Here is a 22,045-nt window from a genome sequence, read left to right as displayed (position 1 = left end):
GAAACCGGATTGGAGCATCGTCGTTTCTCGCGTTTTGTTGTTGGGGCGTTAGAATGAGTGAATTATTAGAGGTTCCCAAAACTTTATAAAAGGAAAAAAAGCCGGCTTTTCCTTTCCGCTCTCTACGCCCTTTGCGTTTTAAAAAATCGTTTCTCTCTGTGTCCCCGTGCCTCTGCGGTGAATTTACGTGTTCTGGATCACGATCTTGGGGAACGCCGCGGAATGGTCCTGGGCAAGCTCGGCGATCTTGACCGCGACGCGGCGCGCGATCGCCCTGTAGATCTCGGCGATGCGTCCCTCGGGGTCGGCCACCACCGATGGCTTGCCGGAATCGGCCTGCTCGCGAATGCGGATGTCCAAGGGCAGCGCCCCCAGGAGCTCGACCCCGTAGTCCTGGCACATGCGCTGGGCTCCGCCCTCGCCGAAGATGGGCTCCTCGTGCCCGCATTTGGAACAGATGTGGATGCTCATGTTCTCCACCACGCCCAGGATCGGTATGCCCACCTTCTCGAACATCTTGAGCCCCTTGCGCGCGTCGATCAGGGCGATGTCCTGGGGCGTGGTGACGATGACGGCGCCGGTCACGGGCACCCGCTGGGCCAGGGTGAGCTGGATGTCGCCGGTTCCCGGCGGGAGATCCACCACCAGGTAATCCAGGTCGCGCCAGCGGGTCTCGTTGAGCAGTTGCTCCAGGGCCTGGGTGACCATGGGTCCCCGCCACACCATGGGGGTATCGAGATCGATCAGGAAACCGATGGACATAGCCTGCAGCCCGTGGCCTTCCATCGGCTCCAGGCTCTTGCCGTCCCGGGACTCGGGACGTCCCCGGATGCCCAGCATCATGGGCTGCGAGGGACCGTAGATATCCGCGTCCAGCACCCCCACCTTGGCGCCCTCGGCGGCTAGGGCCAGAGCCAGGTTGACGGCGGTGGTGGACTTGCCCACGCCGCCCTTGCCGGAGGCGACCGCGATGATGTTGCGGATGCCCGGTACCAGCTTCACCCCCCGCTGCACGGCGTGGGCGACGATCTTGTAGGCGACGCTCACGTGGACCCCGCCCACCCCGGGCAGGCTTTTCAGCTTATCCGCCACCATGCGGCGGATCGAGTCGAGAACGCTCTTGGCGGGGTAGCCGAGGACGATGTCCACGGACACCCGGTCCCCGTCCACCTTCACGCCCTTGACGGACTTGCCCGTCACGAAATCCTTGTGGGTATTGGGGTCAATCAGCGCTCTGAGCGCCTCTTGAACCTGCTGCTCGGTGATCGCCACAGAACCCTCCTACGGCCGATGCCGCTAAACGTATTATTGTAACGAAATCCACCCGCCAGCCGCTCGTCGAGCCCAGCACTTTGTTAAAATTCGGTTTTTCGAGGGCCTTGCCGACTCCATGCAAAAACGCCGCCTCCTGGTCACCTCCGCCCTGCCCTACGCCAACGGCGCCATTCACCTGGGCCACCTGGTGGAGTACATCCAGACCGACATCTGGGTGCGTTTCCAGAAGATGCAGGGCCACGAGTGCCATTACGTGTGCGCCGACGACCAGCACGGCACCCCCATCATGCTGCGGGCGGAGAAGGAAGGGATCTCCCCCGAGGCCCTGATCCGTCGCATGCTGGAGGAGCACAAGCGGGACTTCGCCGGCTTTCACGTCCAGTTCGACAACTATTACGAGACCAATTCTCCCGAGAACCGGGAGCTTTGCGAAGAGATCTTCCGCCGCCTGGACGAGGGCGGCTTCATCGCCCGTCGCTCGGTGGAGCAGTTCTACGACCCGGTCAAGCAGATGTTCCTGCCTGACCGCTACATCAAGGGCGAGTGCCCCCGCTGCGGGGCCAAGGACCAGTACGGGGACGCCTGCGAAGCGTGCGGCGCCACCTACTCCCCCACGGAACTCAAGAACCCCTATTCGGTGATTTCCGGCGCTTCTCCGGTGCGCAAGTCTTCGGAGCACTACTTCTTCCGCCTCTCGGATCCCCGCTGCCGGGCGTTCCTGGAGGCGTGGACCCGCTCGGGGACGCTGCAGCCGGAGGCGGTGAACAAGCTCCAGGAGTGGTTCGCCGCCGGGCTCCAGGACTGGGACATCTCCCGCGACCCCCCCTACTTCGGCTTCCCTATTCCCGGCACGGACAACCAGAAGTTCTTCTACGTGTGGCTCGACGCCCCGGTCGGCTACTTCGCCAGCTTCAAGAACCTGGCGGAGAAACGCCGCAGCAAGGGCGAGACCATCGACGTGGATGCTTTCCTGCGCTCCGAGGACGAGACGGAGCTCGTCCATTTCATCGGCAAGGACATCCTGTACTTCCACGCCCTGTTCTGGCCAGCCATGCTCGAATACTCCGGCTACCGCACGCCGTCGAAGATCTATGCCCACGGCTTTCTCACGGTGAACGGGGAGAAAATGTCCAAGTCCCGCGGTACCTTCATCACCGCCGAAAGCTACCTCGCCCAGGGGCTCAATCCCGAGTGGCTGCGCTACTACTACGCGGCCAAGCTGGGCCCCACCATGGAGGACATCGATCTCTCCTTGGACGACTTTGTCGCCCGGGTCAACTCGGACCTGGTGGGCAAGTACGTGAACATCGCGAGCCGCTGCGCCGGTTTCATCACCAGGCGCTTCGAGGGAAGGCTGGCGCAGAGCCTGCCCCCCCACCCCTTGCTCGACGAACTCAAGCAATCCCGGCACGACATCGAGATGCTGTACGAAGGCCGGGAGTACGCCAAGGCGCTGCGCACCATCATGGGCCTGGCGGACCGGGCTAACCAGTACGTGGACGACCAAAAACCGTGGGAGGTGGCGAAATACGCAGAGCGCGCCAAAGAGCTGCAGCAGATCTGCAGCATCGGCCTCAATCTCTTCCGGCTGCTGACTGTCTACTTAAAGCCGGTGCTGCCCAAGCTGGCCGGGGACGTGGAAGCCTTCCTCGACGTGCCGCCGCTCACGTGGGCGGATTCCGGCAGGCTGCTGAACGACCACGTCATCAAGCCCTACCGGCACCTGATGACCCGCATCGATCCCCGGCAGATCGACGCCCTGATCGAGGCCAACCGGGAATCGATGGTAGGCGCGGCCCCCGCCCCTCACGCTGAAGCCAGGGCGCGCTCCCAGGCGACGCCCCAGATCAGCATCGACGACTTCAACCGGGTGGACCTGCGGGTGGCCCGCATCCTGGCGGCCGAGGCGGTGCCGGGGGCGGACAAGCTCCTCAAGCTCACCCTGGACCTGGGGGAGGAACGGCGCACCGTGTTCGCCGGGATCAAGTCGGCTTACGCGCCGGAGGTCCTCAAGGGCCGGCTCACCGTGATGGTGGCGAACCTCGCTCCCCGCAAGATGAAGTTCGGCGTCTCCGAAGGGATGGTGCTCGCCGCCGGCGATGGCGAAAGCATCTTTCTCCTCTCCCCGGACGACGGAGCGCAACCCGGCATGCGCATAAAATAGGCCCGAGGCCCCGCGCGGGCAGCCGCCCATCAGGAGCACCGAGTGCAGGCATCAGCGAACCGCACCTTCATCTGCAGCGTCCTGTTCCTGGAGATCCCGGGCTACGCCCAGAGGCCGGTGGCCGAGCAGGTGAGCCTCAAGGAAAGGTTCAACGCCCTGCTCGGGGAAGCGCTGAAGACCGTGCCGGCCAAGGACCGCATCGTCCTCGATACCGGAAGCGGCGCCGCGGTGAGCTTCATCGGCAATCCCGAGGACGCCCTAACCGTGGCGGCGCGGCTCGCGGCGCTGCTCGACCTCCACGGCCCGACCCTGGACGTGCGCTGCGGCATCAACCTGGGCCCGGTCAAGCTGATCAAGGACGTGAACGGCCAGCCCAACATCATCGGCGACGGCCTCAACGTGGCCCAGCGGATCATGGCCTTCGCCGAGGCCGGGCAGGTGCTGGCCTCGCGCCCGTACTACGAGGTGCTATGCCGCCTGTCCGACGCCCACGCCCGGCGCTTCGACTACCTGGGCTCCCGCACCGACGACCACGTGCGGGCCCACGAGGTGTATGCGCTGCGCTCGCCCGGGGGCGCGAACGAGGACGCGCCCACCGTCAAGCTGGCAGCGCTGGAAGCCCCCGAGCAGCCCGTCCCCCCCGCCGCCTCGGGCCGGCGGGCCTACCTTTTGGTCCGGTGGGCGCTTCTAGGCGCGCCGCTTGGGGCGGCGGCCCTCATCGTCGTTGCCCTGGCCCTCCGGGAGGGCTCCCCTCCGCGGTCTGGGGATGTCCCCCCCTCGCCGCCGCCCCCCGTGGCGGGAACGGATCCCTACGCCGGCGCGCCGGCGCCCGAGCCCCCCGCCGAGCAAAGCCCGCCGCCGCGCCCCGCAAGCTCCCGCCCGGCCGAAGCGCTACGCCTAGGCGAACCCGTCCCGGTGGCCCCTGAGGAGACGCCGAAGCCGCCGGCTCCACCGGCAGCGCCGCAGTCCACGCCGGAAGCCGTGCGCAAACAGGCGGCAGCGACGCCCGCCGTCCCGCCGCCGGCCCCGGCACCTGGCGCGGTGCCAGCCGCCATCCCTAGCGCCCACTTGGAGTTCGCCATCTCCCCATGGGGGGAAATCTACGTGGATGGAAAACTCGCCGGAGTGAGCCCGCCCCTGCACAAGCTGGACGTGGCCCCCGGCACCCACACCATCGAAGTGCGCAATTCAGACCTCCCCGTCCATCGCCAGACGATCCACGTGGACGCGGGCGAACGGGTTAAAATCAAGCACAAGTTCCGCTGACCAGGAAGGGCCATGAAGAGCGCAGCTGGGTGGGTTTTGGCGGCGATGGGCGTCCTCGCCCTCGGGGGCTGCGAAACCCAGCCTGTAAAGGAGGTCCAGCGGGAGGTCCAGGCCCTGTGGCGCGGCCCGGGCGAAGCAGACCTCTCGACCGGCATCCAGCACTACGAGAACGGAAACCACGCCGAAGCCTACCGCAGGTTCCAGGCAAGCCTCGCCAAGGGGCTTCACTGGAAAAGCGATCAGGTGCAGGCCTATAAATACCTGGCGTTTATCGACTGCGCCTCCGGCCGGGAACGGGCTTGCCGGGACAATTTCGTGCGCGCCCTGACCCTCGATCCCGACCTGGAGTTGGCCCCGTCCGAGGCGGGACATCCCGTCTGGGGCCCGGTTTTTCGCAGCGTCAAGGCCGGCCGCTGAGGAAAGCCCATGGAGCTCCGGCAACTTGGCCGCTACGAGCTCCTGGGCGAGCTCGGCAAGGGCGCCATGGGGGTCGTCTACCGGGCCATCGACCCCGTCCTCCAGCGCACGGTCGCCATCAAAACCATTCCCGTCTACCTGGACCCCTCCGAACAGGCGGAGTACGAGGCCCGCTTTTACCACGAGGCCAAGGCGGCCGGACGGCTGAGCCACCCCAACATCGTCACCATCTACGACGTGGGCAAGAGCGGCGACACCACCTACATGGCCATGGAGCTGCTGGAGGGCCAGGATCTCAAGAGCCTACTCGCGCCGAAGAAGCCCCTGCCCATTCCCCAGGCCCTGGACATCGCCGCCCAGGTGGCCGACGGGCTCGCCTACGCCCACGAGCACGAGGTGGTGCACCGGGACGTGAAGCCGGCCAACCTGATGATCACCCGGTCGGGGCTGGTGAAGATCATGGATTTCGGCATCGCCCGTATGCGCGCCTCCGAGATCCGCACCCAGACCGGTGTGCTGCTGGGCTCCCCGAGCTACCTCTCCCCCGAGCAGGTGCTGGGCAAGCGGGCCGACCACCGCTCCGACATCTTCAGCTTAGGCATCGTGCTCTACGAGATGCTGACCGGGGAGCGCCCGTTCACCGGCGCCGAGATCACCGCCATCATGTACCAGATCGTCCACTTGAGCCCGCGCGCCCCCAGCGTGCTCAATCCGGAGGTACCCGAGATCCTGAACTTCGTCGTGGCCAAGGCGCTGGCCAAGTCGCCCGAAGACCGCTACCAGGACGCCCGGGAGTTCGCCACCGACCTGCGGGAATGCCGCAAGCACGTGGAATCCCAGGTTCAACCCAAGATTTCCATCGACCTCGATGCGTTCCCCAAGCATTCGGCCAACCGGCTGGCCGACGGCGGCACCGGCGCCATCGTGGGCAGCAACTTCCCGGCGGGCCGCAAGATGGACGCGGCGCCCGAGCCGGCCGTGCCGCCCGAAACCCCGGTGGCGCTGGGCATCTCCACCCATTTTGACTCTTTCGATGCCACGCTGCGCCTGGTGACGGCCACCGGCGCCGCGGAGCAGTTCGGCGAGTACATCAAGACCCAGAAGATCGCCCGCGCCGGCACGCCCGCCGCCAGGTCCGCGCCGCCGCCCAAGCGAATCACGCCTCCCACAGGAACGGCCGCCGACAAGCCGGCGGCGCCGGTTCAGCGGGCGGAGGCGGCGCGGAACTCCCCCCTTTCGCGCAAGGCCTTGGTCGTGGGCCTCGCCCTTGCCATCGCCCTGGCGGTCGCGCTGGTTGCCGTCCTTTCCTGAACTTTTCGCGCGTTTTGCCACACTACTTTTATGCCTCTTTTGAATTTCGAGTGGGTGCTACTGGCATAACCGGCTTGAAGCCGGGGTCAAGGGCGGGCGGCGCGCCTTTTGCCGTCCGGCGCAGCGTACCCTTGACGGCGACTTCAGGCCGATACGCTCGTCCAAGGCTGGATGCGGCACAATGCGGCATCCAGCCTTGGAGACAACAACGCGATCATGCACAACCGATTGTTTGAAGCCGCCCTCGGTGTTACCTCGCCCTGGTTCGTCCAGGGCATCGATTTCGATGCCGCCAAGAAGACCCTGACGATTCGAATCGACTTTGCCGCCGGCAGCCGCTTTGCCCATCCGGCGGCCGCCGGGCTGCACCCGGTGCACGACACCCAGGTCAAGCGTTACCGGCATCTGAACTTCTTCCAGCACGAGTGCTACCTGGAAGTGCGGCAGCCCCGGGTGAAGCTGCCCGACGGGCGGGTGGTGCTGGTCGAACCCGACTGGGCGGGCAAGCTCTCGGGCTTCACGCTGCTCTTCGAGGCGCTGGTGCTCGCCCTTGCACGCGAGATGCCCTTTGCGGCGGTGGACCGCACGGTGGGCGAATCCTGGCACCGGGTGCAGGCGATTTGCGCCCGCTATGTGGAGCTGGCCGCGGCCGAGGCCGATCTGTCCGCAACGACGGCGCTGGCCCTCGACGAGACCTCCTATCGGCGTGGGCACAACGACCTCACCGTTGCCGCCGATGCCAAAGAGCGCAAGGTGATATTCGTGACCGAGGGCCAGGACGCCGAAACCATCGAGCGGCTGGCCGAGCACCTCACCGAACGCCAGGCCACGCGCAGCCAAATCAGCTCGGTGAGCATCGACATGTCGCCGGCCTTCATCAAGGGCGTGACCGACCACTTGCCCAACGCGCGCATCACCTTCGACAAATTCCACGTCATCGCCCATGCCTCTGCCGCCGTCGACAAAACGCGCCGCCTGGAGCAGAAGACCGACCCCGATCTGAAGGGCTTGCGCTGGGCGCTGCTCAAGGACCGGGATCGGTTGCCGGAGAGCCAACGGGCTGACCTCGATGCCATCATCGCCCAGGTGAGCACCAAGCGCACGGCGCGCGCTTGGGCTTACCGGCAACAGCTGCGCGAGATCCTCGAACGCAGGCAGATCAACGTGGTGCGCACCCTGCTCGCCCAATGGTGCACGAACGTTATGCGCTCCAAGGTCGAGCCGATGAAGGAGGTCGCCAGGCTGATCCGCAGTCACTTCGAGGGGATCATCGCCTGGGCGCAGACGCACGCGACCAACGGGTTCCTGGAGGCCTTGAACGGATTGTTCCAGGCCGCCAAACGCAAGGCACGCGGCTATGTGCGGCTCTCCACGATCCGCACCGTGATCTTCCTGCTGGCCGGCAAGCTCGACTTCTCGAAACTCAATCCGCATGTGGCGTGTTAACCCACTCGAAATTCAACAGAGCCCAAAATTCAAAAGAGCCGTGCAGTTGAGCTTCGACTTCTACATGATCGAAGCAAAACCCGAGAATCTTGATTGGTGATCGCGCCTACGACAGTCGCACCCTGGACCAGGAGCTGAAGAAGGAGGGCGTGGAGCTCATTGCGCCGCATCGCTCCAACCGCAAGCTCAAGACCCAGGACGGGCGACGGCTGCGGCGCTACGAGCGGCGTTGGATCGTGGAGAGGTTCATTGCCTGGTTGCAATGGAAGCGCCGCCTCTTGGTTCGCTGGGAATACTACGCCGCAAACTCCCTGGGTTTCGTGCAGTTAGCGTGTATCACCATGCTGCTAAGGCAATTTTGAGATAGGTTCTATCCACGGCCATTCACATTCCTTTGCAGATCTGCCTCAGGTCCCGGCATGTCGGGCAGCGGGATGAACCCGGTCTCTCCGGGCACCGGGTCGAAGCGGCCGGCGCGCCAGTCGGCCTTCGCCCGCTCGATGCGCTCCCTGCGCGAGGAGACGAAGTTCCACCAGATGGAGCGCGGCCCGTCCGTGGGCTCCACGCCCAGCAGCATGATCCGGCTGGGCTTAACCGCTCTGGCGATCACGGCATGGTCCGGCCGTAGCACCAGGAGCCGGCCCGCCCCATGGACCTGGCCGGCCAGCTCGACCTCGCCCTCGGCCACATAGAAGCCCGCGCTCCTCGTAGGCGTCGTCGACGAAGAGGGCGGCGCCCGAAGCCATTTGTACATCGACGTACAGCGTTTCGGAAAAAGTCTCGATGGGTGAGCGCGCGCCCAGGAACGATCCGGCTATGAGGCGCACCGTCGATCCCGCCTTCCCGATCAGCGGCAGGCTCGCCAGGTCATGATGGGCAAAGGCGGGCTCGGTCTCCTCCGCCGCCACGGGCAGCGCCACCCAGGCCTGGATGCCGAAGAGTTCCGTCCCTTTAGCCCGGTGCTCGGGCGGGGTACGCTCGGAATGGACGATGCCGCGCCCCGCGGTCATCCAGTTCACCTCCCCCGGGCGGATCGGTTGGACCGTACCCAGGCTGTCCCGGTGCAGGATCTCGCCGCGGAAGAGGTAGGTCACCGTGGCGAGCCCGATGTGGGGGTGGGGTCGCACGTCGAGCCCTGCGCCCGGGGGCAAGTCGCTCGGACCCATCTGATCGAGGAAGACGAACGGGCCCACCATCCGCCGCTGGCGGGATGGGAGCGCCCGCCGCACTTCGAACCCGCCGAGATCCCCGTGCGCGGCACGATCACCATTTCGACGGGATCGACCTCGGCTGCCGCGAAACGGCATTGGGCCTCGGGACAGTCGTGCCAGCTCATGAACGCTCCTTATCGTCGAGCTTGCGGAAACTGGTTGACGAACTTACTCCTGCGCGCTTGATAAGGCCGATCGGCGGCTGCGCACTTTCTCAATGCATCACCCTGAGCAGCAGCTTCCCCCGCGTGCCGCGGCCTTCCAGGTGGCGGTGGGCCTCGGCGGCCTCGGCCAGGGGATATTCCCGGTCGACGGCGACCGTGAGTTTCCCTTCCAGGTACCAGCGGAACAGGTCGCCGGTGCGCCATTCGATCTCTTCGGCCGTGGCGGTGTAGTCGGCGAGGTGGGGCCGGGTGAAGTACACCGAGCCCGCCTCCCCCAGCTCCAGCGGCTCGATGCTGTTCACCAGCCCCGAGGCGCCGCCGTAGTTGACGCACAGGCCCCGGCGACGGAGGCTACGGATGCTGCGGGCGATGGTGTCCTTGCCCACCGCGTCGTAGACCACGTCCACGCCCTTGCCGCCGGTGATTTCCATCACCGCCTCGCGGAAGTCGCGTTCCCGGTAGAGGATCGCGTGGTCCGCGCCCCGGGCCTTCGCGATCTCGGCCTTGTCGGCGCTGCCCACCGTGGCGAGCACCGTCGCCCCGCGCAGCTTGGCGAGCTGGACCAAAAGCTGTCCCACGCCGCCCGCGCCGGCGTGCACGAGACAGGTGCTGCCGGGCTTGAGCTCGTAGCAGGAATGGGTCAGGTAGTGGGCGGTGCAGCCCTGGAGCATGAGCGTCGTCGCGATGGGGTCGGGTATCCCCTCGGGGATCTTCGCCAGGCGCCAGGCCGGCACCGCCGCGTACTCGGCGTAGCTTCCGCGCACCAGGCAATAGCCCACCCGGTCACCCGCGCGGACCCGGTCCACCCCCGGTCCCACCTCCACCACCTCGCCCACGCCTTCCATGCCCAGCGTCATGGGCAGGGGCGTCTGGTAGGTCTGGGAGCGGACGTAGCTTCCGTTTCGCATGTACACGTCGATGAAGTTCACGCCGGCGTAGGCGAGCTTCACCAGCGCCTCGCCCTCCTTCGGCCGGGGTACTTCCGTTTCTACCAGCCGAAGCTGCTCCGGTCCGCCGAACTCGAACACGCGTATCGCCTTCATCGTCTCTCCTCCTGGTCTAGTTTTTCACGATCAGCACCACGCCGGCGATCAGCATCAGGGCGCCGGCGACCCGCAGCCCGCTCATGGGCCGCACGGGATAGCCCAGCACGCCGAAGTGGTCGAGCAGAATGGAGGCCGCGATCTGGCCGGTCACCACCAGCACGAACAGGGTCGCCGCACCCAGCGCCGGACCGGCCACCAGCGTCACCACCACGACGGCGGCGCCGATGGCTCCACCCAGCCAGGCCCACGCCGGCACCGAGGCCATCGCCGCGGCCGAAGGCCACGGCACCCGCAGCACCGCCAGCACCAGCAACACGCACAGGAGCCCCACCACCATGTTGGCGAGCCCGGCGAGGAGCGGTTCCCCGAGCAGGGCGCGCAGGGAGGCGTTGATGCCGACCTGAACCGGCATCAGCGCGCCGATCAGCAGGGCGAGCGCGGAGAGCACGAGCTTCATGGGCGTCCTTTCTTGTTTCTCGTGGCAAACGGGTCACGCGGGCAAGACCGGCAACGGCCCGCGCCAAGGATACCGCAAGCTATGCCCGAGCGCCGCGACGGGCCTGGAGCACGATGGCGACGGCAAGCCCGGCCAGGAGCAGGTAAAACACCAGGGACCAGCCGGGAATCGTGAGGCCGAGAAAGCTCCACTGGGTGTCGCTGCACTCGCCGCTGCCCCGGAACACCAGCGCCAGCGTCTCGGAAAGCGGCAGGGTATCCAGCATAAAATACAGGTCCGCGCCGCAGTCGGCCACCTGGGGCGGCGCGCCGAACTGCACCCAGAGATGGCGCACCGCGATGCCCGCGCCCACCGCCGCGACTATCGTCAGGACGCCGGCATAGAGCGCCGCGCCGCGGGGCCCCGGCCCATGGGCCGCCGCCAGCAGAAACAAGGCGCCCAGCACGATGAAGACCACCCGCTGGAAGATGCAAAGGGGGCAGGGTTCGAGCCCCTGGCCGTGTTGGAGGTAGAGGGCGTAGCCCAGCACGCCCAGGCACAGGAGGAAACCCGCAAAGAAGCCTGCTCGCGTCCGCATCCGTCATCGCCTTAATGGAACCGGTACACGTCCATGGCGAGAATACCGTGGGCGAAGCTCCGATGCACCCGCTCGCCCCGGCCCCCCGCCCCCAAGGCCACGAAGAGGGGCAGCAAGTGCTCCTCGGTGGGGTGGTTGTGGGCCGCCTGGGGTCCCTGCCGGCGATAGGCGAGCAAGGTTTCCGTGTCTCCCGCCTCCACGTGCCGCGCCAGCCAGTCGCTGAACTCGGCCATCCAGGCGGGCGGCGCAGCGTCCAGGGCATAACGGCCGAACTCGTACAGGTTGTGAGTGGCGGAGCCGCTCGCCAGCACCAGGATCCCCTCCTCCCGCAGGGGTGCCAGCGCCTCGCCCAGGTGCAAATGATGGCGCGGCCCCAAGTGGGGCTGGATCGAGAGCTGCACGACCGGCACGTCGGCCTGGGGGAACATGATGAGCAGCGGGACCCACGCGCCGTGGTCGAGGCCGCGCTCGGCGTCGATCGCGGCCTCGAAGCCTTCGGCCTCCAGCGCCTCGACGGCCCGCTGTGCCAGCTCGGGAGCTCCGGGAGCAGGGTACTTGAAGGCGTAAAGCTCGTGGGGGAAGCCCCAGAAATCGTGGATCGTGGAAGGGTTGTACGCCCCGGTCACGTGGGGTATCACCGTCGCCCAGTGGGCGGAGACCGCCAGCACCGCCCGCGGCCGCTCCAGTTCACGCCCGAGGGTGCGCAGGAAATCCCGCGCCGCGGTGGGCTCCAGGGGCAGGGTGGGCGCCCCGTGGGAGACGAACAGGACCGGCTGCCGCTTCATTCGCCGCTCACCCGCGGATCATTCCATGTGCCAGCCGTGGCTCACGATAAGGGACTGCCCCGTGAGAGCGTTAGTGGAGAAGGCCGCCAGGAATAGGGCCGCCTCCGCGACCTCTTCCTCCGTGGTGAACTCACCGTCCACCGTGTCCTTGAGGAAGATCTTCCTGGCCACCTCCTCTTCGCTGATGCCCTGCTCCTTCGCGAGCTGGGGGATCTGCTGCCTGACCAGGGGCGTCAGCACGAAGCCGGGGCAGATCACGTTCACCCGGATGCCGTGCTCGGCCCCTTCCTTGGCCGCCGTCCGGGCGAGCCCCAAGATGCCGTGCTTGGCGGCGGTATAGGGCGCCTTGAGGGGCGAAGCCACCTTGGAATGCACCGAGCCCATGTACAGAAGGACGCCGCCGCGCTCCTGGCGGATCATCCGGCGCATGGCCGCCCGCGTCACGAGAAAAGCCGCGTCCAGATGCACCGCCACCACTTTGCGCCAGTTCTCGTAGGAGAGGTCCACGATCCTGTCCAGGTGCTGGATGCCGGCGTTGGACACCGCGATGTCCAGCCCGCCGAAGCGCTCCACCGTCTTCGCGAAGCCCTCCTCCACGTGGGCTTCGTTGGTCACGTCCATGCCCACGGCGAGGGCGTTCGGCCCCAGCTCCGCCGCCACGGCCTGGGCCTGCTTGAGGTTCAGATCGGCCACGGCCACCCGGGCGCCCTCGCGCAGGAAGATCGTGGCGATGGCCTTGCCCAGGCCGCTCGCCGCGCCGGTTACCAGCGCCACCTTGTCTTTGAGCTTCATGGCTTCCCCTCGCCTTCCGTAATCTCGTGCACCACCGCTCCCGTGCCGGGCGGCACCGGCTCGAGCCAGGGCTTGCGCTCGAGGACCCGGCACGCGTCCCGGTACCCCTTGGTCCAGCGCGCGTCGATGGCGCAGCGGGAAAAATCGATGTCCTTGGTCTCCAGCTCCCACGGTCGGTCGGCGTAACCGAGGTGCACCACCTCCATGGTGGTCTGGCAACCGAGCCCCGCCAGCTTGCGCACCAGCGGGTCCTGCTGCAACTCCGGGCTCAGGCGCGTGTACAGCGCCTGGACCGCCCGGCGCAGGTTGTGCACTCTTGCGTAGTCTTCCAGGTGCTGGCGCGAGCGGCTGGCGTAGGCGATGCTCTTGCGCCGGGACAGCACCTCCGCGATCGTCGCCGGCTCCGCTCCCGCGGGATCGAAAAGGTCCACCATGAAACAAAGGGTCGACACCCGCGGATAATCGTCCAGGACGATCTCCAGCGGCGTGTTGGAGTAGATGCCCCCGTCCCAGTACAGTTCCCCGTCCAACCGCACCGGCGGAAAGCCCGGCGGGAGCGCGCCGCTCGCCATGATATGCTCGGGGCCGATGCGCTGAAAGCGGGTGTCGAAATAGCGCAGCTTTCCCGTCCTCACGTGGACGGCCCCGACGGAGAGCCGGGTTCGTCCGTCGTTCAGCCGGTCGAAGTCCACCAGCTCGAGCAGCGTCTCCTTGAGCGGCGCCGTATCGTAGAAACCCAGGGATTCGGGCGCCTCGGAATTGAACATCCATGGCAGGCGCGGGGTAAAGAATCCGGGACGGCCGGCAAGGATGGCGTTGCACGCCGCGTGCCAGCCGGACCATTGCCGCACGGCCGGCGGCGCGCCATCGCTTTCGACGCAGTCGCGGTCGGCCACCTTCTGCCAGAACGCCCGCAGTCTTTCGGTCCGGGCGCCGGGAGGAGTGCCGGCGATCAAGGCGCCGTTGATGGCGCCGATGGACGTGCCCGCGACCCAATCGGGTGCGAAGCCGTGCTCCTCCAGCGCCTGATAGACGCCCGCCTGGTACGCACCCAGCGCCCCGCCCCCCTGGAGAGTGAGCGCGAGCCGCCTGATCTGCGGCCGGGCCGCGAACAAGCCCCGAGCTTCGGCGTTGGCACGCTCCCCATTCCCGTCAGGCGTCGGCCCCATCTCCGCGATCCGTCCCTTCAAGCGGCATCCCCCAGAATTATCCCCGCTTAAGGTCTCCAGGGCGAACCCCGCTGCCACCCACGCGTCGATGCCTCCCGCAAGGGGACGCACCCGGCGGAATCCCCGCGCCGCCAGTAGTCGCGCCACCTTGACTGCGGTCGCTTCGTTCGGGCAGGCGCACTAGACAATCATATCCTGTCCGGGCGGGATGTCGTCGACGGCGCGTTCCAGGTCGTCCAGGTCTACGGGCCGCGCGCCAGGAATGCGCCGTCCGGCCCGATACCAGGCGTAATCCCCCAGGGTCGAGGCGACGATGGCGGCGCCCAGCGCCAGCACGCCGAAGGCGGGGTGCCCCGCGGCCATCGCCCCCGCCAGGAACAGCACCGGCAGCGCGGGAAGCGGCGCGCCCACCTGCTCCAGGAACACCGCGATGAACACGGCGAGGAGGCCGTGCTGCTCGAAAAAGGCGAGGACCTGTTCCACGGCGGTCACGCCGGGCCGAAACGGCCGCGGTCATGGGGCTTGACGAGATCGACCAGGGGCCCTTTGGGCACGATGCGGGTCGGGTTGATGTGAGGATGGCTCATGTAATAGTGGCGCTTGATATGGTCCATCTTCACGGTTTCCGCGATTCCCGGCACCTGGTACAGATCGCGCAGGTAGTTGGAAAGGTTGGGATAGTCCTCGATGCGCCGCAGGTTGCACTTGAAGTGACCATGGTACACCGCGTCGAAGCGCACGAGGGTCGTGAACAGGCGCCAGTCCGCCTCGGTCGGCACGCCGCCGACGAGATAGCGGGCGTCCGCGAGCCGTCGCTCCAGGGTGTCCAGGGCGTCGAACAGCCGGTCGAAAGCCGCCTCGTAGGCCTTTTGCGTCGTAGCGAAGCCGCAGCGATAGACCCCGTTGTTCACGTGGGCATACACGTAGTCGTTGACCGCGTCGATCTCCTTACGCAGCCGCACCGGGTAGTAGTCGGCCCGGACCTCGGTGAAAGCGTCGAAGGCCGAGTTCAACATGCGGATGATGTCGGCGGACTCGTTGCTCACGATGGTATGCGTCTTCGTGTCCCACAGCACGGGAACCGTCACCCGGCCGGTGTAATCGGGCTTCGCGGCGGTGTAGACCTGGTGCAGGTGTCCGAAGCCGTTGACGCGATCGGGAAGGCTGGGGCTGAAAGCCCATCCTTCGTCCGACATGATCGGCTCCACCACGGATACCGGCACCGCCGCTTCCAGCCTCTTGAGGCTGCGGAAGATGAGGGCACGGTGGGCCCAGGGGCAGGCATAGGAGACGTAGAGGTGGTACCGCCCGGGCTCGGCCTCGAATCCCGACGAGCCGTCCGCCGTCACCCAGCGGCGAAACCGGGCTTCGGCGCGGACGAACTCGCCTTCGGTCCGGCCGGTGTCGTACCACCCCGGCGTCCATTTGCCTTGGATCAATGCCCCCGTCATGAAGAGAAGACGATCCCTGCTTTATCCGTGAAAATCCGTGCCCATCCGTGGCTCATAGATCCCGGTGAACGGTGCGCCAAGGCGCACGTTCAGCGCACCGGGGAAGCCCTACGCAATCGACGGGCCGCCTCACGCGATGCCGCTCTTGAGCCGCTTGGCGATCTGGGCCACGTGGCGGCCCTGGAAGCGGGCGATGGCCAGCTCGTTGCCGCTGGGCTGGCGCGAGCCGTCGGCACCGGTGATGGTGGTCGCTCCATAGGGCGTGCCGCCCGTGATCTCTTCCATGGTGAGCAGCCGCTGCTCGGAATAGGGCACGCCCACGATCACCATGCCCTGGTGCAGCAGGGTCGAGTGGAAGCTGGTGAGGGTAGTCTCCTGGCCCCCGTGCTGGCTGGCGGTGGAAGTGAAGACGCTGCCCACCTTGCCGATCAGGGCGCCCTTCATCCACAAGCCGCCGGTCTGGTCGAGGAAGTTGCGCATCTGGGCCGCCATGTTGCCGAACCGAGTGGGCGTGCCGAAGAGGATGGCGTCGGCCTCCGCGAGCTGCTCGGGCCGGATGACCGGTACGTGGGCGAAAGCCTCCCGGGCCTTCTTGGCGCCGCTTTTCTCCAGAACGTCGTCCGGCACCAGTTCGGGCACCTGGTACAGGGTCACCTCGGTCCCGTCCACCTCCCGGGCGCCGGCGGCGACCGCCTCCGCCATCTTGTAGACGTGGCCGTACATGCTGTAGAACACGACTTGAATCTTGGTCGTCATGGGATTCTCCTTTCGACAAAGTAAAACGCTGTGACGAGCTTAAGTTACGCCAGGTCGAACACGAGCACCTCGGCCCCTTCGCCCTGGTCGAGAACGATTTCGTCCACGCCTTTGGCCTTGAGGGCGTCGCCCGCCTCTAGGAGCTGACCGTTCACCGTCACCTGCCCCCGCGCCACGTGCACGTAGGCCCGCCGTCCCGGCGCCGGGCGATGCACGGCCCGTTCGGCGCCATCGAGGAGCGCGGCGTAAAGACGGGCGTCCTGGTGGATCGTGACGGAGCCGTCCCGGCCGTCGGGGGAGGCGACCAGGCGCAACCGCCCCCGCTTTTCGGCCTCCGGGAAGTGCTTCTGTTCGTAGCCGGGCGCGAGCCCCCGGCGCTCGGGCACGATCCAGATCTGGAGCAGGTGCACCGGCGCCTCCCTCGAGGCGTTGTACTCGCTGTGGACGATCCCCGTGCCGGCGCTCATGCGCTGCACGTCGCCGGGATGGATGACGGAGCTGTTCCCCATGCTGTCCCGGTGGGCGAGGGCCCCCTCCAGCACGTAGGTGACGATCTCCATGTCCCGGTGCCCGTGGGGGTCGAAGCCCCGGCCCGGCTGCACCCAGTCTTCGTTGATGACCCGCAGCGCCCCGAACCCCATGTGCCGGGGGTCGTAGTACTCGGCGAACGAAAAGCTGTGATAGCTGTCCAGCCAGCCGTGATGGGCATGACCGCGCTCTCCGCTCCTGCGGACCTCGAGCATCGGTTCCTCCAAAAACATCAATGGAATTGAATCTAATTAACACACTACCGCCGCTCATGATATGAGCGCATGTTTAAGATTCAAAGCGGAACTTTCTGATAAAAGCATTCAAAATAAATGACTGCTCTAGAATCGACGATTTCTTATGAAATTCATAGGTATAACAAAAAGCGGGGGGCGGGCTGGAGTCTCTGGAGGAGTCTGGGCTATAGCCTGGCCCTTGTCCTCTTGGCGATGGAATGGACGGGCGGGTGGGCCTTGGCCATGCCGCCGTTGAGCCTGGGGCTAGACCACCCCCTCACCGGCCGGATCTGGTCACCCGGCGCCCAGCGGTTCGTCTCCTCGGTGGAGCTCCTGGCCCGGCTCAGGGAAGCCGACTTCGTCCTCCTCGGCGAGATCCACGACAACAGCGACCACCACCGGATCCAGGCCTGGATCGTGGAGCAACTCGGGAGGGCCGGACATACTACTGGCCAGGGAGCCGTAGCCTTCGAGATGATCACCGCCGACGAAGCGGCCGCCCTGGAAGTCCACGCCCGGGACGATCCCGTCGATGCGGCGCGGCTAGGGGCGGCGCTACGCTGGGAGGAACGGGGCTGGCCGGCCTGGTCCCTGTATCAGCCCATCGCAGAGGCGGCGATCAAGGCCCGCATGGCCCTCATCGCCGCCGGGGCTCCCCGGGCGCTGGAGCGGGAAGTGCGCAGCCGCGGCCTCGCTGCCCTGGACGACGAGCGGCTGCGACGGCTCGCCCTGGAAGCCTTGCCGGAAGCCGAGCGGTCAAGGCTGGAAGAGGAATTGTACGAATCCCACTGCCGGCAGCTTCCCCGGGAAGCGCTTCCCGGCATGGTGGCGGTCCAGCAGTTGCGCGACGCCTGGATGGCGGACCGCCTGCTGGAAGGCTGGACCCAAACGGGCGGGCCCGTGGTGGCCATCGCCGGCCGCAGCCATACCCGGCCCGATTGGGGGATCCCCCGCTATCTGGCCATCCGCGCGCCGGGGGCGCGCATCGCGAGCGTGGCCATGGTGGAAGTGGACCCTCGCAAGCGGGCGCCGTCGGACTATGGCGACGCCCGGCAGGGCGACTACCTGGTGTTCACAGGCGCCGCACCCCGCGCCGATCCTTGCGAGGCGCTGAGGCGCCCGCGCTTCCGGCTAGAAAACGGGACGGCCGCGGCGCCCGGCGCTCTCTTCCCAGACGTCCGTGGGCTTGCCGGGCCGAGCCGGAAGCCGGGCCATGGCGTTGCGAAAGCGCAGGAGCTCGGACAGGAACAAGAGCTCGTCCATCGCGTCCACGGAGAAACCCCGGCGACAGCCCCGCTCGTCCACCACCAGGCGGGCGAGATAGGCTTCGCACTCGGGATGCCCCCACGTCAGCGCCAGGGTCTGCATCACGTGGGGGAACGCCTCGAGGGCCGCGCCCGCCGCCACCGGGCCGCCCGGCGCGGACGCCGCGCCTCGCCGAACCGGAGCCGGCGCCCGGGGCCCCGTGACCCCGTGCCCGCCGCCGTTGGACGGCCGCTGCGAACCGGACGCCCTGGAGGTCTCCGCCCATCGCTCCCCCACCAGAGTCTCCAGGCGCCGCACCCTTGTCTCCAGCGCCTCCAGCCTGTGCTCCAGCGCTGCCTTGCCTTCGTCCATCCCGCACCTCGCCGCTTCTCCACCCGGGGATGGAAACACTATAGCAACCGAGCGCATGACAAGTTGTTAAAAGTTCTGTAGCTGGATTCCCGAGGGCCGCTGGAGGAAACGCGGCGCCGGGCGCAGACCCGCCGATGGAAGGCAACGCGCCGGCCGGCTTCTGCGGTCACACGGGCCGTTTCTTGCGTTAAAGTACGCCCTGGAATGAAGCGATTCTCGCTACGCACCGCCCGCCCCAAGCGGCTCCGGCTCCCGCGCCCCTCGTCGCTTCGATGGGAGCTGGGCGTGGCGCTGGCGGTCAAGTTCGTCCTCCTGTTCCTGATCTGGTGGCTGTGGTTCTCCGACCGCATCGACGCCCGGCTCACCCCCGAGGAGGTGGGCCAGGCGGTGGCCGGCATGGCACCCGAACCCGCAGGGCTCTCTCGTTAGGCCGAAAGGAGCGCTCCAGTGGACGTCGTCGACCTCTCCCGGCTTCAGTTCGCCATCACTGCCATGTACCACTTCCTGTTCGTGCCCCTCACCCTGGGGCTCGCCTGGATCCTGGTGATCATGGAGTCGGTGTACGTGATGACCGGCAAGCAGGTGTACAAGGACATGACCCAGTTCTGGGGCAAGCTGTTCGGCATCAACTTCGTAATGGGGGTCACCACCGGCATCACCCTGGAGTTCCAGTTCGGCACCAACTGGGCGTATTTTTCCCACTACGTGGGCGACATCTTCGGGGTGCCGCTCGCTATCGAAGGGCTCATGGCCTTTTTCCTGGAGGCGACCTTCGTCGGGCTGTTCTTTTTCGGCTGGGACCGGCTCACCAAGGTCCAGCACCTGATGGTGACCTTCCTGGTGGCGCTGGGCTCCAACCTCTCGGCGCTGTGGATCCTGATCGCCAACGGCTGGATGAATTACCCGGTGGGGGCCGAGTTCAACGACCAGACTATGCGCATGGAGCTCACGGACCTGGGGGCGCTCCTGTTTAACCCGGTCGCCCAGGTGAAATTCGTCCATACGGTGGCTGCGGGCTACGTCACGGCGGCCATGTTCGTGCTGGGCGTGTCCTCCTGGTACCTGCTCAAAGGCCGCGACGTGGGCTTTGCGCAGCGCTCCTTCGCCGTGGCGGCCGGCTTCGGCCTGGCCTCCGCCCTTTCCGTCATCGTGCTGGGCGACGAGTCGGGCTACACCGTGGGGGAGGTGCAGAAGGTGAAGCTCGCCGCCATCGAGGCCGAATGGGACACCCACGACCCCCCCGCGGCCTTCACCCTGTTCGGCTTGCCCAACGAGGAGGCCGAGCGCACCGACTACGCCGTACGCATCCCCTGGGTGCTGGGGATCATCGCCACCCGTTCCGTGGACGAACCGGTGATCGGCATCAAGGAGCTCAAGGAGCGGGCGAAGAGGCGCATCGAGATCGGCATGCAGGCGTACGGCGCCCTCCAGAAGCTGCGCTCCGGGGACGCGAGCGAAACCACCCGGGCCCTGTTCGAAGCGACCCGCGGGCACCTGGGCTACGCGCTGCTCTTGAAGCGCTACACGCCCAACGTGGTGGACGCCACGCCCCAGATGATCGCAGCGGCGGCGGACGACGCCATCCCGCGGATCGCGCCCTTGTTCTGGACCTTCCGCCTCATGGTGGGCCTGGGATTCCTGTTCCTCTTCATCTTTATCTTCGCCTTCTGGTATTGCGCTCGGCGCACCGTGCAGCAGAGGCGCTGGCTGCTCAAGCTCGCTTTGTGGTCGATTCCGCTCCCCTGGATCGCCGCGGAGGCGGGCTGGTTCGTGGCCGAGTACGGCCGCCAGCCGTGGACCATCGCCGAGGTCCTGCCCACGTTTCTTTCCGCCACGCCGCTGGAGCCGAGGCAGGTCTGGTTCAGCCTGGCGGGGTTCGTGTTCTTCTACACGCTCCTGCTGGTGATCGAGCTGTACCTGATGTTCAAGTATGCGCGGCTCGGGCCATCGTCGCTGCACACGGGGCGGTACTACTGGGAACGCCAGCCCCAGGCAGGAGGGGCGTAAAGGAAACGCCGGGTCCGCGAAAGCGGAAACACCTTCTCGGGAGGTCGGCATGATCTTCGACTACGAGACGCTCAAGCTCATCTGGTGGCTGTTCGTCGCGGTGCTGATCGTCGGCTTCGCGGTGACCGACGGCTTCGACCTGGGGATCGGCACATTGCTCCCCTTCATCGGCAAGGACGACTACGAGCGGCGCGTGGTGGTCAACGCCATCGCCCCCACCTGGGAGGGCAACCAGGTGTGGTTCATCACCGCGGGCGGAGCGCTTTTCGCCGCCTGGCCCCTGGCCTACGCCGCGGCGTTCTCTGGCTTCTACATCGCCCTGCTGCTCGCTCTCTACGCCCTGTTCTTCCGCCCGGTGGGCTTCAAGTACCGCAGCCTGATCCAGGACCTGCGCTGGCGCTACGCCTGGGACTGGGCGCTCTTTGCCGGCGCCGTGGTGCCGGCCTTCATCTTCGGGGTAGCCTTCGGCAACCTGCTCCAGGGGGTGCCGTTCCACTTCGACCGGGATCTGCGGGTGTTCTACACCGGCAGCTTTTTCGCCCAGCTCAACCCTTTCGGCCTGTTCTGCGGCCTCCTGAGCGTGGCCCTGCTGGTGATGCACGGGGCCCATTACCTGCAGATCAAGACCGCGGGTGCGATCTACGAACGAGCGCGCCGCGCCGGCTGGATCGCCGCCGTCCTCATGATGGCCTTGTTCGCGGCGGGCGGATTCTGGATCACCTACGGTGTCGAGGGCTACCGCATCGTGTCCATGCCGCCCCTCGACGCGGTACCCAATCCGACCGCCAAGGTGGTGGAAAAGGCGACCGGCGCGTGGCTGGACAACTACCAGCGTTATCCGTGGACGATGCTGGCCCCCGCCCTCGGCTTCGCCGGCGCGGCGATGGCGATGCTGTTCGCCGCCGTGAACCGCTCCGGAATCGCCTTCGTCGCCTCCAGCGCTTCGGTCACCGGGGTGATCCTGACGGCCGGGCTTTCCATGTTCCCCTTCGTCATGCCTTCCTCGTCGGATCCCAACAGCAGCTTGACCGCCTGGGACGTGACCTCCAGCCACAAGACGCTGGAAATCATGTTCTGGGCCGTGGTGCTGTTCCTGCCCCTCATCGTCGCCTACACGGGCTGGGTATACCGGGTGCTGGGCGGCAAGGTCACGGTGGAAAAGATCAAGTCCGAGGAGCACACGTCCTACTGAGGAGCGATCATGTGGTATTTCGCCTGGATTCTGGGGATCGGCTGCGCGCTGGCCTTCGGCATCATCAACGTCATGTGGCTGGAGGCGGAAGGCTTCGCCGACGAGGCGGCCGAGGGAACCCAGGCCCTCGAAGCCGCCGGTGAGCGGCCATAGGGCGCCGCAGGACGCTGCGGTCAGC

General features: G+C 66.8%; 21 protein-coding genes and 2 pseudogenes. 11 read left to right on the top strand and 12 right to left on the bottom strand.

Annotation, left to right across the window (positions count from 1 at the left end; all coding sequences use genetic code 11):
• Window positions 1–183: 183 nt before the first annotated feature.
• A complete protein-coding gene (gene apbC / locus ACTFO6_RS11455; protein ID WP_439934585.1) occupies window positions 184–1,272 on the bottom strand; it encodes an iron-sulfur cluster carrier protein ApbC in 1,089 nt (362 codons plus the stop codon).
• An 88-nt stretch (window positions 1,273–1,360) separates the two neighbouring features.
• Between apbC and metG the strand changes: the two genes are divergently transcribed.
• The 6 genes and pseudogenes from metG to ACTFO6_RS11425 form a co-directional block, all read left to right on the top strand.
• Window positions 1,361–3,439, top strand: coding sequence for a methionine--tRNA ligase (metG, locus tag ACTFO6_RS11450; protein ID WP_439934596.1), 2,079 nt, complete (start codon window positions 1,361–1,363; stop codon window positions 3,437–3,439).
• A 42-nt stretch (window positions 3,440–3,481) separates the two neighbouring features.
• Window positions 3,482–4,705 carry a hypothetical protein gene (locus ACTFO6_RS11445; protein WP_439934584.1) on the top strand — a complete coding sequence of 408 codons (1,224 nt, stop codon included), beginning with the start codon at window positions 3,482–3,484 and terminating at the stop codon, window positions 4,703–4,705.
• Between the two features lie 12 nt (window positions 4,706–4,717).
• Complete coding sequence (locus tag ACTFO6_RS11440) at window positions 4,718–5,122, top strand: TssQ family T6SS-associated lipoprotein (RefSeq protein WP_439934583.1); 405 nt, start codon at window positions 4,718–4,720, stop codon at window positions 5,120–5,122.
• 9 nt (window positions 5,123–5,131) lie between these two features.
• A complete protein-coding gene (locus ACTFO6_RS11435) occupies window positions 5,132–6,433 on the top strand; it encodes a serine/threonine-protein kinase (protein WP_439934582.1) in 1,302 nt (433 codons plus the stop codon).
• Window positions 6,434–6,649: 216 nt separating this feature from the next.
• Window positions 6,650–7,879, top strand: coding sequence for an ISL3 family transposase (locus ACTFO6_RS11430; protein ID WP_439934581.1), 1,230 nt, complete (start codon window positions 6,650–6,652; stop codon window positions 7,877–7,879).
• Between the two features lie 80 nt (window positions 7,880–7,959).
• Window positions 7,960–8,241: pseudogene (locus tag ACTFO6_RS11425) on the top strand (transposase); the annotation flags it as partial.
• A gap of 8 nt (window positions 8,242–8,249) precedes the next feature.
• Here ACTFO6_RS11425 and ACTFO6_RS11420 read toward each other — a convergent pair.
• The 11 genes and pseudogenes from ACTFO6_RS11420 to ACTFO6_RS11370 form a co-directional block, all read right to left on the bottom strand.
• Window positions 8,250–9,215: pseudogene (locus tag ACTFO6_RS11420) on the bottom strand (pirin family protein).
• 89 nt (window positions 9,216–9,304) lie between these two features.
• The gene (locus ACTFO6_RS11415; protein WP_439934580.1) at window positions 9,305–10,297 is read right to left on the bottom strand and encodes a quinone oxidoreductase family protein; all 993 of its coding nucleotides are present in this window, start codon (window positions 10,295–10,297) and stop codon (window positions 9,305–9,307) included.
• A 16-nt stretch (window positions 10,298–10,313) separates the two neighbouring features.
• Window positions 10,314–10,757, bottom strand: a complete 444-nt coding sequence (locus ACTFO6_RS11410) for a DMT family transporter (protein WP_439934579.1) — start codon at window positions 10,755–10,757, stop codon at window positions 10,314–10,316.
• A gap of 79 nt (window positions 10,758–10,836) precedes the next feature.
• Window positions 10,837–11,334: a disulfide bond formation protein B gene (locus tag ACTFO6_RS11405; RefSeq protein ID WP_439934578.1), complete on the bottom strand. Its 498-nt coding sequence runs from the start codon at window positions 11,332–11,334 to the stop codon at window positions 10,837–10,839.
• Between the two features lie 11 nt (window positions 11,335–11,345).
• On the bottom strand, window positions 11,346–12,119 hold the full coding sequence (locus ACTFO6_RS11400; RefSeq protein WP_439934577.1) for a DODA-type extradiol aromatic ring-opening family dioxygenase: 774 nt from the start codon (window positions 12,117–12,119) through the stop codon (window positions 11,346–11,348).
• Between the two features lie 18 nt (window positions 12,120–12,137).
• Window positions 12,138–12,911, bottom strand: coding sequence for a 3-hydroxybutyrate dehydrogenase (locus ACTFO6_RS11395; protein ID WP_439934576.1), 774 nt, complete (start codon window positions 12,909–12,911; stop codon window positions 12,138–12,140).
• The gene (locus tag ACTFO6_RS11390; protein ID WP_439934575.1) at window positions 12,908–14,080 is read right to left on the bottom strand and encodes a patatin-like phospholipase family protein; all 1,173 of its coding nucleotides are present in this window, start codon (window positions 14,078–14,080) and stop codon (window positions 12,908–12,910) included. Before ACTFO6_RS11390 ends, ACTFO6_RS11395 begins: the two co-directional genes overlap by 4 nt.
• A gap of 180 nt (window positions 14,081–14,260) precedes the next feature.
• Complete coding sequence (locus tag ACTFO6_RS11385) at window positions 14,261–14,563, bottom strand: DedA family protein (RefSeq protein WP_439934574.1); 303 nt, start codon at window positions 14,561–14,563, stop codon at window positions 14,261–14,263.
• A 5-nt stretch (window positions 14,564–14,568) separates the two neighbouring features.
• Window positions 14,569–15,531, bottom strand: coding sequence for a glutathione S-transferase family protein (locus ACTFO6_RS11380; protein WP_439934573.1), 963 nt, complete (start codon window positions 15,529–15,531; stop codon window positions 14,569–14,571).
• Window positions 15,532–15,660: 129 nt separating this feature from the next.
• Window positions 15,661–16,287, bottom strand: coding sequence for an NAD(P)H:quinone oxidoreductase (wrbA, locus tag ACTFO6_RS11375; protein WP_439934572.1), 627 nt, complete (start codon window positions 16,285–16,287; stop codon window positions 15,661–15,663).
• Between the two features lie 44 nt (window positions 16,288–16,331).
• A complete protein-coding gene (locus ACTFO6_RS11370) occupies window positions 16,332–17,030 on the bottom strand; it encodes a pirin family protein (protein WP_439934571.1) in 699 nt (232 codons plus the stop codon).
• A gap of 264 nt (window positions 17,031–17,294) precedes the next feature.
• On the opposite strand from ACTFO6_RS11370, the gene ACTFO6_RS11365 reads away from it, so the two are divergent.
• The 5 genes from ACTFO6_RS11365 (at window position 17,295) to cydX (ending at window position 22,020) form a co-directional block, all read left to right on the top strand.
• A complete protein-coding gene (locus tag ACTFO6_RS11365; protein WP_439934570.1) occupies window positions 17,295–18,749 on the top strand; it encodes a ChaN family lipoprotein in 1,455 nt (484 codons plus the stop codon).
• A gap of 123 nt (window positions 18,750–18,872) precedes the next feature.
• Window positions 18,873–19,097, top strand: coding sequence for a cytochrome oxidase putative small subunit CydP (gene cydP / locus ACTFO6_RS11360; RefSeq protein WP_439934569.1), 225 nt, complete (start codon window positions 18,873–18,875; stop codon window positions 19,095–19,097).
• An 18-nt stretch (window positions 19,098–19,115) separates the two neighbouring features.
• On the top strand, window positions 19,116–20,675 hold the full coding sequence (locus tag ACTFO6_RS11355) for a cytochrome ubiquinol oxidase subunit I (RefSeq protein WP_439934568.1): 1,560 nt from the start codon (window positions 19,116–19,118) through the stop codon (window positions 20,673–20,675).
• Window positions 20,676–20,724: 49 nt separating this feature from the next.
• The gene (gene cydB, locus ACTFO6_RS11350; protein ID WP_439934567.1) at window positions 20,725–21,867 is read left to right on the top strand and encodes a cytochrome d ubiquinol oxidase subunit II; all 1,143 of its coding nucleotides are present in this window, start codon (window positions 20,725–20,727) and stop codon (window positions 21,865–21,867) included.
• Window positions 21,868–21,876: 9 nt separating this feature from the next.
• A complete protein-coding gene (gene cydX / locus ACTFO6_RS11345) occupies window positions 21,877–22,020 on the top strand; it encodes a cytochrome bd-I oxidase subunit CydX (RefSeq protein ID WP_439934566.1) in 144 nt (47 codons plus the stop codon).
• Window positions 22,021–22,045 lie beyond the last annotated feature (25 nt).

The organism is Pelomicrobium sp. G1 (assembly GCF_051905455.1).
In the GTDB taxonomy this organism is placed as follows: Bacteria; Pseudomonadota; Gammaproteobacteria; order Burkholderiales; family UBA6910; genus Pelomicrobium.
Note: the sequence above shows the minus strand (reverse complement) of the source record. Positions and strands in the feature narration are given on the sequence as shown.

What these genes read in the sequence shown, in the direction of transcription:
- ACTFO6_RS11440 (WP_439934583.1), top strand. Translation starts at nt 4,718, where the DNA reads ATGAAGAGCGCAGCTGGGTGGGTTTTGGCGGCGATGGGCGTCCTCGCC.
- ACTFO6_RS11435 (WP_439934582.1), top strand. Translation starts at nt 5,132, where the DNA reads ATGGAGCTCCGGCAACTTGGCCGCTACGAGCTCCTGGGCGAGCTCGGC.
- ACTFO6_RS11430 (WP_439934581.1), top strand. Translation starts at nt 6,650, where the DNA reads ATGCACAACCGATTGTTTGAAGCCGCCCTCGGTGTTACCTCGCCCTGG.
- ACTFO6_RS11415 (WP_439934580.1), bottom strand. Translation starts at nt 10,297, where the DNA reads ATGAAGGCGATACGCGTGTTCGAGTTCGGCGGACCGGAGCAGCTTCGG.
- ACTFO6_RS11410 (WP_439934579.1), bottom strand. Translation starts at nt 10,757, where the DNA reads ATGAAGCTCGTGCTCTCCGCGCTCGCCCTGCTGATCGGCGCGCTGATG.
- ACTFO6_RS11405 (WP_439934578.1), bottom strand. Translation starts at nt 11,334, where the DNA reads ATGCGGACGCGAGCAGGCTTCTTTGCGGGTTTCCTCCTGTGCCTGGGC.
- ACTFO6_RS11400 (WP_439934577.1), bottom strand. Translation starts at nt 12,119, where the DNA reads ATGAAGCGGCAGCCGGTCCTGTTCGTCTCCCACGGGGCGCCCACCCTG.
- ACTFO6_RS11395 (WP_439934576.1), bottom strand. Translation starts at nt 12,911, where the DNA reads ATGAAGCTCAAAGACAAGGTGGCGCTGGTAACCGGCGCGGCGAGCGGC.
- ACTFO6_RS11390 (WP_439934575.1), bottom strand. Translation starts at nt 14,080, where the DNA reads ATGGGGCCGACGCCTGACGGGAATGGGGAGCGTGCCAACGCCGAAGCT.
- ACTFO6_RS11380 (WP_439934573.1), bottom strand. Translation starts at nt 15,531, where the DNA reads ATGACGGGGGCATTGATCCAAGGCAAATGGACGCCGGGGTGGTACGAC.
- wrbA (WP_439934572.1), bottom strand. Translation starts at nt 16,287, where the DNA reads ATGACGACCAAGATTCAAGTCGTGTTCTACAGCATGTACGGCCACGTC.
- ACTFO6_RS11370 (WP_439934571.1), bottom strand. Translation starts at nt 17,030, where the DNA reads ATGCTCGAGGTCCGCAGGAGCGGAGAGCGCGGTCATGCCCATCACGGC.
- ACTFO6_RS11365 (WP_439934570.1), top strand. Translation starts at nt 17,295, where the DNA reads ATGCCGCCGTTGAGCCTGGGGCTAGACCACCCCCTCACCGGCCGGATC.
- cydP (WP_439934569.1), top strand. Translation starts at nt 18,873, where the DNA reads ATGAAGCGATTCTCGCTACGCACCGCCCGCCCCAAGCGGCTCCGGCTC.
- cydB (WP_439934567.1), top strand. Translation starts at nt 20,725, where the DNA reads ATGATCTTCGACTACGAGACGCTCAAGCTCATCTGGTGGCTGTTCGTC.
- cydX (WP_439934566.1), top strand. Translation starts at nt 21,877, where the DNA reads ATGTGGTATTTCGCCTGGATTCTGGGGATCGGCTGCGCGCTGGCCTTC.